This window comes from Haloparvum alkalitolerans (assembly GCF_055381565.1).
In genome coordinates this window covers 305,340-317,860 of sequence record NZ_AP043938.1, presented here as the reverse complement: position 1 = coordinate 317,860, position 12,521 = coordinate 305,340, and the positions used below count along the sequence as shown (strand labels likewise).

Here is a 12,521-nt window from a genome sequence, read left to right as displayed (position 1 = left end):
GTTTTTGCGAGGGAAGAACGCCCCGAGAGCGCCCTTCCGCATCACGGGGGGTGGACCCCGGCGATGCGAGGGATGCGATTTGAACGCATGGACCTCTACAGGAGCGGATCTTGAGTCCGCCGCCGTTTCCAGACTTGGCTACCCTCGCACGCGAGTTCCGGTACAGGAGCGTGCGTGTTTAACTCGTCGGTTCGTGGCCGCTCCGTCTCCGAGTCGGACGGTCCGCGGCCGGGGTGACGGGGCGCGGCCGAGTCGCCAACCGACCAGGGGCAACCGTTAGGCGCCCGCGGACCAAACACGGCCCATGGACGACCACACCCGTGATCCGGGCGTCGCCCCGCCGCTCGGCGACCCCTCCGGGTGGCGCGCGGACGACCGCGTCTGGGAGCACGCGACCCTCCGGCGCGCGACCGAGCACGGCGTCCGCCTGTTCAACGCCGGCGAGTACCACGCCGCCCACGACTGCTTCGAGGACGAGTGGTACAACTACGGGGCCGGGCGCGTCGAGTCCGCCTACCTCCACGGGATGGTGCAGGTCGCCGCGGGCGCGTACAAGCGCGCGGACTTCGCGGACGACGACGGCATGCGGAGCCTCTTTACGACCGCGCTGGAGTACCTCCGGGGCGTCCCGGCGGACTTCTACGGCGTCGACGTGGGAGACGTCCGCGCGACCCTGGACGCCGCGCTCGCGGACCCGGCGGCGATCGACGGGTGGCGCATCGAACTCGACGGCGCGCGCCCGGACGCGTACCCGGCCGACCGCGAGTACGCGGAGCGACTCGAACACGGACCGTGAGGCGTCCCCCGGCGCCGGCGGAGGCGCCCGCGGGAGCCGCCGGATCCGAACCCCACTTATCCGCCGGGGTGTTGGGATCCACCATGGAAGTGTTCGAGGTGGGGGAGGGCACCCCGGAGATCGCGGTCGTGGGCGGGATCCACGGCGACGAGCCCTGCGGCGTCCGAGCTGTCGAGCGACTGCTGGCCGACGACGAGGACGTCGAGCGGCCGGTGAAACTGATCATCGCTAACGAGGAGGCGCTGGCGACGGGCGAGCGGTACGTCGACACGGACCTCAACCGCGCGTTTCCCGGGGACCCGGACGGGAACGCCCACGAGGAGCGGCTGGCTCACCGCCTGCAACAGGAGCTGACCGGCTGTACGACGCTGGCGATCCACTCCACGCAGTCGTACGCGGAGCCGTTCGCCGTGATCGACTCGATGGACGAGGTGACCCGCGGCGTCTGTCCCCACCTGCCGGTCGACATCGTCATCCAGACCGACCGGTTCACCGAGGGGCGCCTCATCGAGCACCCGCACACCATCGAGGTGGAGGCGGGCGAGCAGGGGACCGACTCGGCCGCGGACAACGCCTACTGGCTCGCGCGGGCGTTCCTCGCGGCGACGGGCGCGCTCCCGGCGCCGGCCACCGATAGCGTCGTCGACGCCGGCGGCCGGGACGAGATCGACGTCTATCGGCTGTTGGAGCGGATCCCGAAGCCCCCGGCGGCGGACTACGAGGTGTTCGCGCGCAACTTCGAGCGCGTGCGGGCAGGCGAGGCGTTCGCCGCCGCGGACGGCGAGCGGCTCGTCGCCGACGAGGACTTCTACCCGGTGCTGCTGTCGGCGCACGGCTACGAGAACCAGTTCGGCTACGTCGCGGACTACGCCGGGTCGTTCGCCTGACGCGGTCGTCCCGAGCCCCTCAGCGGCACGCGGCGCGTTCTTCCGCTACTCCCGCGTCAGCTCCAGCACCGTGAGCGTCTCGAACGGGAACGACTCCTCGACGGCTTTCTCGTGTTCGAACCCCGCCGCCTCCGCGAGCGCCAGCACCTCCTCGTACCCGGTCAGCGAGCTCACGAGCAGCAGGACGCGTCCGTCCGGCCGGAGGACGCGCCCCACGTCCGCGAGGAACGGCTCGATCAGCTCACGGCCGGTCTCACCGCCCGACAGCGCCGCCTCCATCCAGTCGGACCACTCGTTGTCGGGCTCGGTCGGCAGGTACGGCGGGTTGAACAGGACCGTCTCGAAGCTGCCGTCGGCGAACGGCGAGAGCAGGTCCGCGCGGACGACCGACAGCCCGCGGTCGCGCGCCTCGCGGCAGGCGTGCGGGTTGAGGTCGCTGGCGACCACCTCGCAGTCGGTCCCCGTCGCGACGCGCTCCGCGACCCACCCCGAGCCGGTCCCGACCTCCAGGGTTCGGCCCGCGGCGCGCTCCAGCGCCGCCTCCGCGAGCAGGCCCGAGTCCTCGGCGGGCTGGTAGACCGCCGTCTCGGCACCGCGGCGCTCGGCGAGGTCGGTCATCGGTCGCCGCCCCCGTCCGAGGCCTCTTCACCCCGACCCCGGTCGTCGGCGTCGTCGAGGCGGACCCCGACGCCGCCCTCGCGGGCGGAGTGCGTGCGCTGCGGGAACGGGATGGTGATCCCCTCCTCGGCGAACGCCTCGTGGACCGCGGCGATGACGCCCGTGCGCGTGCGCCACCGCTTCCGGGAACTGGGGTTGTCGATCCAGTAGCGCACGCCGAGCACGACCGCCGAGTCGGCGAACCGCTTGCCGACCACCTGCGGCGACGGCATCTGCAGGACGTTGTCGACGCCCTCGACCGCCTCGACGGCGACCTCTGCGGCGCGCTCCGGGTCGTCCTCGTAGTCGACGCCGACTTCGACCTCGATGCGGAGCCGGTCCTCCTTCGTGCGGTCGAGCACCGGGTTTCCGCCGATCACGTCGTTGGGGATGGTGACGTGCTCCCCGTCGAACGTCCGGATCCGCGTGTTGACGATGGTGATGTCGGTGACGACGCCCTCGTACTCGCCGACCTCGACCCAGTCGCCGATCTCGAACGGCCGCGAGAACATCAGGACGATGCCGGCAAGCACCGCGCCGAGCGTCTGGCGGGCGGCCATCCCGACCACGATGCCGAGGAAGCCGGCCCCCACGAGGAGGCTGCCGAGGTTCTCGGTGAACAGTCCGACCACCACGAGGAACGCGACCGCGTAGATCGTCAGCTGCGTGAGCCGGTAGATCACCTCCTGCTGATGGTCCGAGACCGAGTCGCCCGCGCTCACGATCTCGCGGATCACCTGGCCGACGAAGTCCGTCAGCGCGTAGGCGCCGCCGAGGATGACGATCGCGAGGACGATCTCCGGGACCTGGCCCGCCAGGTCGAGGTTGCCGTACGCGTCGTAGAGGGCGCCGCTCAGCTCCCAGACGCCGAGCATCCCGAGGACGCCCAGCGCGGTGGTCCCCGCAATGGCCGTCGACAACACCAGCCGCTGGACCGCCCCGAGGTCGCCGCCACGGCGCTCGCGGTATCGCCGGACGATGAACCGCACGGCGAGGATCGAGATCACGATGGCGACGGTGACGGCGAGACGCGTCGTCGTGTTCAGCGACAGTTGCGCGAGGTCCGTCACGGTGATCACTCCGGCTGGCCGTGCTCGCGCGCCAGCTCCGCGAGCGCCGCGAAGCCGGCGGGCGCGAGGTCACCCGGCCGCTTGCGGAGCAGGTCCTCGTCTGCCGCCTCGACGACCGCCTCGGGTGCGCCCAGCCCGGAGATGTGGGCGGTGTTCCGGATCGCGTTCCGGACCGTCTTGCGGCGCTGCGTGAACAGCGCCTTCACGAACCCGAGGAAGAACGCCTCGTCGGCGACCTCGTAGTCGGGGTCCCGGGGCGTACACCGCACCACCGCGCTCTGGACCGCCGGCGGCGGCGAGAACGCCTCGCGCGGAACGTGCTCCGCGATCTCCACGTCGGCGTAGTGCTGGGCGGAGACCGAGAGCCGACCGTACTCGCTCGTCCCCGGCTCCGCGACCATCCGCTCGGCGAACTCCTGCTGGAACATCAGGACCATGGGTCGCTTTTCGGGGAACAGGCGGAAGGCGATCTCCGAGGACGCGCCGTACGGCAGATTTGCGACACAGGCGGTGAACTCGGGCAGCGCCACGTCCAGGGCGTCGCCGGTCACCACCTCCAGCCGGCCGGCCGCGACCGCGTCCGCGAACTCCTCGCGGAGGAAGCCGGCGTAGTCGGCGTTGCGCTCCACGACCGTGAGAGTCCCGTGACCGTCGGACTGCCCCCGGTCGCCCGCGTCGTCCCCGACCCCCTCGCCGCCGCCGACCAGAGCGAGCAGGCGGTCGGTCAGCGCGCCCGCACCGCCGCCGATCTCCAGCACGCGGCTCGTGTCGGTCCCGTCGGGGAGGTAGCCCGGGATACGGTCGAGCACGCGGTCGTCGACGAGGAAGTGCTGATCCTGATCGGGATCCACGGCGAGGCCCGCACGGCGGATCAGCGCGTCGGGATCGCGGTCGCCCGTCGGCCGGCCGTCCCCGTCCGCGTCGGGCGACGCCGGTGTCGATGGGTCGGTCATTGCCCGCGGCTACGCGACGATTCCGGGTAAAGCCCCCGTTTTCGGGTGCTGGCTCCTCGACGAGGGGGCCGCGGCTCCGCGGACGGCACTACCCCTCGTAGCCGACGAACCGCTGGTACTTCAGGTCCTCCTCGCGGAGCTCCTCGACGATGCGGTCGACGATCACCTCCCGGGGGCTATGCAGTCCGGAGATGCGCTCTTCGACGTCCGCGAAGCTCTCGAAGGGGCCGCGCTTGCGCTCGTCGAGGATGTCGTTCCTGAGCTTCTCGCCGATGCCCGGCAGCAGGTTGAGCTGGTGGAGTCGGAGGCTGATCGGTCCCGCCTCGTTGTAGAAGTCGACGAAGCGGCGCTCGTTCGCCTCGACGATCGCCTCGACGGCGTACTCCAGTTCCGCGTCCGCGTTGTGCGTCAGGTCACCGAGGTCGACCTCCCGGAAGCGGTCGATCACGTCGGCCGCCTCCGGTCCGATCCGGATCCGGTCACCCACCGAGAGCTCCTCGGCGGACGACAGCGTCAGCTCGTACAGCTGGAACTGGGGCTCGCCGAGCGCGTACGCGACCGGCGACTTCTGGGATGGCGGGCGGTCGTCGCCCGGACGACCCTGCGGAAGCACGTCGAGCAGGACGGCATACTCCCCGCTTTCGCCATCGGAAGCGGCGTCACTCGCGGCCGTGTCGGCCGCAGCGTCCCCGTCTGCGGTGTCCTCGTCCGCGACCGCGCCGGACGCCGAGTCTCCGTCGGACTCCGTGTCGGCGGCCTCGCCGCCGTCCGCGAGGAGGCGGCGGGTGGTCGCCGCGGTCGAGACGCTCCGGCCGGTCCCGGCGTCGTGAGAACTCATGCCCGTCACTACGAGGAGGTGATACTTAAGAAACCGCCCGCGGCGGTCGGCGTTCCGGACCGACCGCACGGACGGGACGCCCCGGTTCCTGCCGGGCGTGGGCCCCGGCGTTCAGGCGTACTTCGCGACGACGTCGAGGATGTCGTCCAGCTCGTCGCCGCTCAGCGAGTAGCGCTCCTGGGCGAACACCGAGCGGAGTTCCGTCCGGTCCTCGGGAAGCAGGTCCGCGATCTTGATCGCGGTCGTCTCGTCGACCTTCTCGAGCTCGACGAGCTCCTCGACGAGTTCGCGGGACTCCTCGCCGTCGAGGAGCGCGAACCGGTTCGCGTGCTCGATGGCGCGCGCGAGCTCGTAGCGGAGGTCGCGCTCCTCGTCGTCGGCGCGCTCGGCCTCGATCTCGGCGAGGATCTCCTTGGCTTCCGCCGTGGTGATCGTCTCCTCGTCGAGCTTCTCCTTGAAGATCGTCATCGCGTCAGTTCTCTTGGAGGCGCATGTGCGCCGCCGTGACGATGAGGGTCTTGTCCTTGCCGCCGTCGGTGATCTCCACCTTGTACGCGGAGCCCTGCTCGCCGATCACGGTCCCGGTTCGGCCGTCGAAGCGGGGGTGGAAGCGGCCCTTCGGCACGCTCGGGTCGATCTTCAGGTGGACGCTGTCGCCCTCGTCGTACTCCTGAATGGCACGCTGCGGCGGCGAAATGCCACGGTTCCGCGGTTTGTTCGCTAGCTTGTTTCGGGTCGCCTTCTGAGGCCCATTGGAACTCGGCATAGTCGTGACCCGAGGTTCCGTCGGGGCGCGTATAAATGGTGCGTTCCGCGACGGGATGCGTCACGGCCTCCCACGGCGCGTTCGCAGTCGAGATCGATGCTGAGTAGTGTAGACTGGTCCAGAACACTTGCATTTCTGAAACTCGCGGCGGTGCTGTGCGGTCACGGTGTGTTTGCGGTGCTGTCGGCGCGCGCCGCGGCGACCGCGGAGCGTGTCGCCGCGACTGCGGAGCGTGTCGCCGCGACCGCGCGAGGTCGCCGGCGCGCCACTGCACGCCGGCTGCTCGAAAATCTCCGATTCGGTGGAGGCGGCGGCACGGCCGCCTGTGGTGTCGTGCGGTTCGCGGCCGGCCCGCGGCCGGGGTTGGGGAGGTGCGAGGCCTGCGGGCGGTTGCGGGGCGGTTGCGGGGCGGTTGCGGGGCGGTTGCGGTGCGGTCGCGGTGCGGTCGCGGTGGGCGGGACTGAAAGGGGCAGCCTGCTCGGGCTTTCTCGGTGTTCCTGTCCCCGGCAGCAGCACCGACCGCAGTCACAAAAACACCACCTAGTGACAAAAAACAGATAAAAACACACCGCTCCACTAAGTTTCGGCGTGGTCACGAGGCGTTTCGAACTTCGGCTGGTTCCGAGTTCCCGATTCGGATGTGGAAAACCGCGAACGCCGTCTCCGGCGGATGTAGCGGCTGAAGCGCTCGGTTACACCGGAAACGTGGTGTGTGAAGAAGTCGCTATCGGAAACGTTCGAAGCGGATTGGCGCGTCGGTCGCGACGCGCGTCGGTCCGCTAGTGGTCCTCGTCCTCGTACACCCAGGCGGCGGTGTCGAGGCCGTAATCGACGAGTTCGTCGTCGTCGAACCAGAGGTCGATCTCACGGACGTTGGCGCCTTCTTCCTCGTGGTCCGAGGCGTGGATGACGTTGTGTCCGAGGTCGAGGCCGAGGTCGCCGCGGATGGTGCCGGGCGCGGACTCGGCGGGGTCGGTCTCGCCGACCATGCTTCGGACCTGGGCGGTCGCGTCGGCGCCCTCCCAGACCATCGCGAAGACGGGCCCGGAGGTGATGAACTCGACGAGGCCCTCGAAGAAGGGCTCCTCGGAGAGCTCCGCGTAGTGCTCGCGCGCGAGCTCCTCGTCGACCTGCATGAACTTGCCGCCGACGAGCTTCAGGCCGCGGTCCTCGAAGCGGGAGACGACCTCGCCGATGAGGCCGCGCTGGACGCCGTCCGGCTTGACCATCACGAAGGTCCGCTCGTCGTGGTGGCTCATTCGTTCTCGCCCTTGGCGGCGCGGCCGGCCTCGGTCCACTCGAGGTCGCGGGCCTCACGCCCCATGAAGTAGTTCTTCTCCGCCTTCGAGTCGACGAAGTGGAGAACGGTGCCGTCGACCTTGACGTACATCGTGCCCGTGCCGGGCTCGATCTCCTCGCCGGTGTAGTCGCACGTTCGTGTCTCTACCATGATCTACTGCCCTCCGATGGAGTCCGCGTCCCGCTGAGTCTCGCGGAGCTGGAGCACGTCGCCCAGCCGCACGGGACCCAGGACGTTTCGCGTGATGATCCGGCCCTGGTTCGAGCCTTCCTGGATGCGGCACTTGACCTGCATGGCCTCGCCGTGCATCCCGGTTTTGCCGACGACCTCGATGACCTCCGCGGCCGTCGAGTCGCCGGTGCCCTCTTCTGCGCTCATGGCGGGTTACCGGAGTTCCTCGACCTTCTCTGCGATGTCCTCGACGTCGTCGGACGCGTCGCCCGCGTCGACGACGGCGGCGGCGGCGGAGCCGACCTCCAGGCCGGCGGCCTGACCGACCTCGTCCTGCGTGTCGACGAAGACGACCGGGATGCCCTTCTCCTCGGCGAGTTCGGGGAGGTGCATCACGATCTCCTCGGGGGAGACGTCCTCGGCGACGAAGACGAGGTCCGCGTTGCCGCGCTCGACGGACTTCGTGGTCTCGTTGGTTCCTTTCTTGACGCTACCGGTGTCTCGGGCGACCTCGAGGGCCTCAAGGGCTCGTTCTGCGAGGTCGGCTGGGGTGTCGTAGTCTACGTAAACTGCCATGGTTGTTCACCTTTCCTCCCCGTGGGCTCGCGTGCTCGTGCCGTGGCCGATCCCTAACGACACTGCACATCATCAACCCCGAAGAGGCTGTACCCCGGAATACTGTGGGACACCATAAAAGCGCTTTCAATGCGATCCGGCCGTGGGACACCGGCTCATGCCCCGACGCGGCGGGGTTCGGGTCACGCGACTGACCGGTCGCGAGCGGTCGCGGCCGCGGTACGTCCCCCCGCGGGGCCTGCCCACTCCGAGTCCTTTTACCCGATGGGGAGCCACTCTCCGCCGAATGGCTCGGCTCCTCCACTACTCCGACATCGAGAACGTCTACGACACTCCGGAGCGGGCCGCCCGCCTCGCCGGCCGGATCCGCGAGCTCGACGGCCCGGACGCGGCGGTCGTCGCGACCGGCGACACGACCGCGCCGGGCGTCCTCTCGCTCGTCGCCAAGGGCCGGCAGGTGACGGACTTCTACGCGGCCACCGACACCCTGCTCGACACCTTCGGCAACCACGAGTTCGACTACGGCCCGGACGCGCTCCGCGACCTCGTGGCGGACGCCGGCCCGACCTTCGTCTCCGCGAACGTCCGCGACGAGAACGGGGACCCCTTCGGCCGCGAGGCGGGCGTGGTCCCGCACGCGGTCCGCGAGGTGGGCGGCGACCGCGTCGGCTTCGTCGGCCTCACCGACCCCGCGACCGACTCGCTGAACCCCCTCGCGGCGCCGCTGACGTTCGACGACCCGCTCCCGGCCGCCCGTGAGGCTGTCGCGGAGCTCCGCGCCGAGGGCGTCGACCACGTCGTCGTCCTCTCGCACCTCGGCTCCGCTGACGACGACCTCGCCCGCGAACTCGACGTGGACGCGGTTCTCGGCGGGCACGTCCACAGCCGCAGACACGAGTACGTCGACGGCGTCCTCCTCGTCCGACCGGGCGTCAACGGCCAGTGCGTGATCGAGGTCGACCTCGACGGTGCCGCCGACGCACCCGAGGACGGAGTCCCCCGAGATGCACCGGCCGCGACCTTCCACGAGCGCGACGGCGCGGCGCCGCACGGTGACCTCCGCGAGGCGCTGGAGCGGCGCATGGCCGCGGCGGACCTCGGCGAGGTCGTCGCGCACGTGGACGAGCCCATCGAACGCGCGGGCGAGGTCGTCCACGGCGGCGAGTGCCGGATCGGGAACTTCGTCGCGGACGCCTTCCGGTGGGCCCACGACGCGGACGTCGGCCTCTCGAACGCCGGCGGACTTCGGCAGGGAGATCCCTTCGCGGGCGCGGTGACGAAGGCGGACACGATCAGCCTGATCCCCTTCGAGGAGCCGGTCGTCGTGACCGAGCTGACGGGCGCCGAACTGCGCGCGGTCCTCCGCGAGATGGCCGCGCCGGACGTGGACTTCGGCGAGGACGACTGGTGGCACGGCCACGTCTCCGGCGCGCGCGTCGTCTGGGACGCCGAGGCGGCGGAACTGGTCGAGGCGACCGTCGACGGCGACCCGATCGCAGCGAACACCACCTACACGCTCGCGACCTCCGAGTACCTGCTCCACTCCGACCACGAGTTCCCGACGCTGGAGGAACGCCACCGCGCGGGCGAGGACGGCATCCAGCACGAGGTGCTGGCGGAGTACGCCCGCGAGCACGGCATCGACCCCGAGATCGAGGGCCGGATCCGGATCGTCGAGGGGGCGCGGTCGACCCCCGCCCCCGACGCCGCGGAGTGAGCCGGCCGGTGCCGAAAGGGGAGACTCTTTGAGGGCGCCGGTCGACTGCCCGGGCATGACGCTGGTCGTGGTTCCCGTTCGGTACCCCCTGTCGAGCCACTCGAAGGCGACCCTCAGCGAGGCGATCCGGATCGCGGACGAGCGCGACGCCGACCTCACGGTGCTGCACGTCGACCTCTATCAGGACAGCCACAACGTCACCCGGATGGCGCTCAAGCGGGCCGTCGAGCGGGAGTTCGGCTCGCTCGACCGCGCGCGCTACGTCGTCCGCAAGGGGTTCCTCGTGGAGGAGTCGATCCTCGACGAGGTCGCCGCGGAGGGCGCGGACGTGGTCGTCATCGGCTCGAAGCAGGCGGGGCGCTGGCGGCGGATGGTCCGGAAACTGCTCTCGGACCCGGACATCGACGCGTTCCTCCGCGAGAAGCTGGACGCGACCGTCATCTCCGTCGAGAACTGAGCGGGGCGAGAACCGGACCGAACGGAGCGCCGCGGCGGCCGACCGTGTGACGGTGGGACTGGGATTTGAACCCAGGAAGCCGTGAGGCTACCTGCTTTCAAGGCAGGCGCAATGGGCCACTCTGCCATCCCACCGCGACTGCGCGTTGGCCGGGCCCCGACTAATGAATGTCGGTCGGCGACCGACCGGCGGCCATCCGTCCGCCGCGACCGTCGCCCCTCACGGCAGCCGGAGACGGGTCGAGACATCGTTCCAGCGTCAGCCTGTCCGCTCCCGTCAGTGATCCCGACATCCCGGCGATATGCGTCGGCGTGCGCGAGGAACGCGCGCTACTGCACGCCGGTTGCTCGAAAAGCTCCGATTTTCGGTGGAGGCGGCGGCGCGGCCGCCTGCTGTGCGGTTGCCGTGCGGTTGCGGGGCGGTTGCGGGGCGGTACTGCCGCGATGCAGTGCGGCGCGGTGGGGATTTCTGGATGCTGCTGTCGAGAGCAGCGGAATCTGCAACAGAAACGGAACAGTCAGAAAACGCGTCGTCCGGAGAGCCGGCTGGGGCGTTCGAACTTGACGACGCCCGCGCGTTCGGACCGTCCCCCTCACCACTGCGTTTTGGACTCCCGAGACTCCCCTCGTGAAGCGCGATCAGTCCCGGATCAGCGTCGGGTCGCCGTCGTCGCCGTCGACCACGTCCAACCCGAGGTCGTGGACGAATCCGGCGACGTGTTTCGGGACGACGCGCTCGGCCGCGAACCGGGCGCGCAGCGTGGCGACCGCGTCGACCAGGTCCTCGCCGGTCGCGAGCGTCGGCGTCGCCTCCAGGAACTCGGTCTCGTTGCCCGCGTCCGCGGAGCGCTCCGCGAGCGTCGTCACCGCGGGCGTCGCGAACGCGTCCGCGAAGTCGATCGGGTCGGTGAAGCCCGCGTAGTAGCACCGGCCGCCGGTCGAGGGGCCGAGCACCGTCTCCGCGGTGCGGAGCTTCATCGCGGCCGCGTCGACGATCTGTCTGGTCAGGAGCGGCGCCGTCGGGCGGACGACCGCGACCGACCGAGCGCCCTCCTCGCGCAGCAGGTGCGTGACGGTGTTGCCCGCGCGCGCCGCGAACGTCGAGCCGACCTGCGGCTCGAACCGCACGTCGTCGAGCGACGCCAGCGTGTCCGCGGCGATGGCGCGCAGTTCGGCCTCCGGCGCGAGGTCGGCCCCGTCGCTCGCGGTGTCGTCACCGCCGCTCGCGTCGCCCGCCCCCTCCGACAGCTGGTCGGCGGTCGGGTGGTTCACGAGCAGGTCCCCCCCGGAGCGGTGGACCGCGAGCATGGTATCGCGCAGCACGGCCTCGTAGCAGTCGGCGGCCTCGGCGGCCGACAGCGGCGAGGTCTCCGCGAGGCGGGTCAGAACGTGCCCCTCCCGGGGCGGCTCGGCCAGCACGGCCACGACGGTCATGAACGCCGGTCGGAGCGGGCGACCCTTCAACCCGCCGCTTCGACGGACCGACCGCGCCGCTCGCCGTGCGAGCGCGGCCGCGTCGACCGCGACGGAATCACCGACTCTGCCGACCCTTCGTCTGTCTGTAGTCGCGGCTGAGCACGTTCTCCCGCATGTGCTCGACGAACGCCGCCACGTCGTCGTCCGTCAGCGTCTCCGGGTCGGCCATCGGGACGAGCTCGAACCCGCGGCCGCGGACCGTGGTGGCGTGTTCCGCAGCCGCGTCGAAGCTCTCCGGGCGGCGCGTGGTGTACTCGACCGCCAACTCCTCCAGCGCGCGCTGCCCCACCGGGACGATGATCTGCGGGTTGATCATCCGGATCTCCGCGTTCAGAAACGGCTCGCACGCGAGGACCTCGTCGTCGGCCGGCGCACGGTCGGGATGCCGACACCGCGTCAGGTAGGTGAAGAAGACGTTCTGGACGTCGGGCTCGACGCCGGCCGACGCGTCGGAGTCCGCGGCACCGTCGGCCCCCTCCGCGACATCGGCCGCCTCCGCGGCGCCGGACCCCTCCAGGCCCGGCCCGGACCGAACGAACCCGAGGTCCGCGAACGCGGACAGGACGCGCTCGCCGGCCGCGTCGCCGACGAAGGGGACGCCCGCCGCGTCCGCGCCCGCGGTGGGTGCCTCCCCGACCACCACGAACTCGCCGCCCACGTCGCCGTAGCCGTGAACGACGTTCTGACGCGTCTCACAGAGCGCCTCGCAGTTGCGGCAGTCGGCGTCCATCCCGAAGGGGTTCGCGAACTCGCGCTGGTGAGCGTCCACGCCCGTACTCCGCCGTCCGGAGCCAAAACCGCACCGGTCGTCGCAGTCCGGTTCCGGCCCGACCGCCGACGGCGTTCGACCCCTCCGCG

At 70.7% G+C, this 12,521-nt stretch carries 16 protein-coding genes and 2 tRNA genes; 4 read left to right on the top strand and 14 right to left on the bottom strand.

The genetic code is table 11. The features are described from left to right. Positions 1–64: 64 nt before the first annotated feature. Positions 65–148, bottom strand: a tRNA-Leu gene (locus ACZ432_RS03980). Positions 149–304: 156 nt separating this feature from the next. On the opposite strand from ACZ432_RS03980, the gene ACZ432_RS03975 reads away from it, so the two are divergent. Both ACZ432_RS03975 and ACZ432_RS03970 read left to right on the top strand, forming a co-directional pair. Further along, the gene (locus tag ACZ432_RS03975; RefSeq protein WP_426963532.1) at positions 305–796 is read left to right on the top strand and encodes a DUF309 domain-containing protein; all 492 of its coding nucleotides are present in this window, start codon (positions 305–307) and stop codon (positions 794–796) included. An 83-nt stretch (positions 797–879) separates the two neighbouring features. Then, complete coding sequence (locus ACZ432_RS03970) at positions 880–1,683, top strand: M14 family metallopeptidase (protein WP_426963534.1); 804 nt, start codon at positions 880–882, stop codon at positions 1,681–1,683. Positions 1,684–1,728: 45 nt separating this feature from the next. Here ACZ432_RS03970 and ACZ432_RS03965 read toward each other — a convergent pair whose 3' ends face one another. The 10 genes from ACZ432_RS03965 to rpl7ae form a co-directional block, all read right to left on the bottom strand. Then, a complete protein-coding gene (locus ACZ432_RS03965; protein ID WP_426963535.1) occupies positions 1,729–2,301 on the bottom strand; it encodes a HemK2/MTQ2 family protein methyltransferase in 573 nt (190 codons plus the stop codon). Beyond that, a complete protein-coding gene (locus ACZ432_RS03960; protein WP_426963536.1) occupies positions 2,298–3,410 on the bottom strand; it encodes a mechanosensitive ion channel family protein in 1,113 nt (370 codons plus the stop codon). The genes ACZ432_RS03965 and ACZ432_RS03960 overlap by 4 nt, the downstream gene beginning before the upstream one ends. Positions 3,411–3,415: 5 nt before the next feature. Next, complete coding sequence (locus tag ACZ432_RS03955; protein ID WP_426963537.1) at positions 3,416–4,363, bottom strand: 16S ribosomal RNA methyltransferase A; 948 nt, start codon at positions 4,361–4,363, stop codon at positions 3,416–3,418. Positions 4,364–4,451: 88 nt separating this feature from the next. Then, positions 4,452–5,201 (bottom strand): DUF655 domain-containing protein, encoded by a 750-nt coding sequence (locus ACZ432_RS03950; protein WP_426963538.1) that lies wholly within the window; start codon positions 5,199–5,201, stop codon positions 4,452–4,454. A 111-nt stretch (positions 5,202–5,312) separates the two neighbouring features. After that, positions 5,313–5,669, bottom strand: a complete 357-nt coding sequence (locus ACZ432_RS03945; protein WP_426963539.1) for an RNA polymerase Rpb4 family protein — start codon at positions 5,667–5,669, stop codon at positions 5,313–5,315. A gap of 4 nt (positions 5,670–5,673) precedes the next feature. Further along, complete coding sequence (locus ACZ432_RS03940) at positions 5,674–5,967, bottom strand: 50S ribosomal protein L21e (RefSeq protein ID WP_426963540.1); 294 nt, start codon at positions 5,965–5,967, stop codon at positions 5,674–5,676. Between the two features lie 779 nt (positions 5,968–6,746). Further along, complete coding sequence (ndk, locus tag ACZ432_RS03935; protein WP_426963541.1) at positions 6,747–7,226, bottom strand: nucleoside-diphosphate kinase; 480 nt, start codon at positions 7,224–7,226, stop codon at positions 6,747–6,749. After that, positions 7,223–7,417, bottom strand: a complete 195-nt coding sequence (locus ACZ432_RS03930; protein ID WP_426963542.1) for a 50S ribosomal protein L24e — start codon at positions 7,415–7,417, stop codon at positions 7,223–7,225. The genes ndk and ACZ432_RS03930 overlap by 4 nt, the downstream gene beginning before the upstream one ends. Positions 7,418–7,420: 3 nt before the next feature. After that, complete coding sequence (locus ACZ432_RS03925) at positions 7,421–7,645, bottom strand: 30S ribosomal protein S28e (RefSeq protein WP_058366107.1); 225 nt, start codon at positions 7,643–7,645, stop codon at positions 7,421–7,423. Positions 7,646–7,651: 6 nt separating this feature from the next. Next, entirely contained in the window at positions 7,652–8,014 is a 363-nt protein-coding gene (gene rpl7ae / locus ACZ432_RS03920) for a 50S ribosomal protein L7Ae (RefSeq protein WP_058366108.1), read from the bottom strand. Positions 8,015–8,300: 286 nt separating this feature from the next. Here rpl7ae and ACZ432_RS03915 point away from each other — a divergent pair, with 286 nt between their 5' ends. Both ACZ432_RS03915 and ACZ432_RS03910 read left to right on the top strand, forming a co-directional pair. Beyond that, positions 8,301–9,731 carry a bifunctional metallophosphatase/5'-nucleotidase gene (locus tag ACZ432_RS03915; RefSeq protein WP_426963543.1) on the top strand — a complete coding sequence of 477 codons (1,431 nt, stop codon included), beginning with the start codon at positions 8,301–8,303 and terminating at the stop codon, positions 9,729–9,731. 55 nt (positions 9,732–9,786) lie between these two features. Further along, the gene (locus ACZ432_RS03910) at positions 9,787–10,188 is read left to right on the top strand and encodes a universal stress protein (protein WP_058366110.1); all 402 of its coding nucleotides are present in this window, start codon (positions 9,787–9,789) and stop codon (positions 10,186–10,188) included. Between the two features lie 50 nt (positions 10,189–10,238). Here the strand turns inward: ACZ432_RS03910 and ACZ432_RS03905 are convergent. The 3 genes from ACZ432_RS03905 to ACZ432_RS03895 form a co-directional block, all read right to left on the bottom strand. Next, a tRNA-Ser gene (locus ACZ432_RS03905) sits at positions 10,239–10,322 on the bottom strand. Positions 10,323–10,826: 504 nt separating this feature from the next. Next, complete coding sequence (locus tag ACZ432_RS03900) at positions 10,827–11,621, bottom strand: DUF2064 domain-containing protein (protein ID WP_426963544.1); 795 nt, start codon at positions 11,619–11,621, stop codon at positions 10,827–10,829. Between the two features lie 97 nt (positions 11,622–11,718). After that, complete coding sequence (locus ACZ432_RS03895; protein WP_426963545.1) at positions 11,719–12,432, bottom strand: uracil-DNA glycosylase; 714 nt, start codon at positions 12,430–12,432, stop codon at positions 11,719–11,721. Positions 12,433–12,521: the final 89 nt, after the last annotated feature.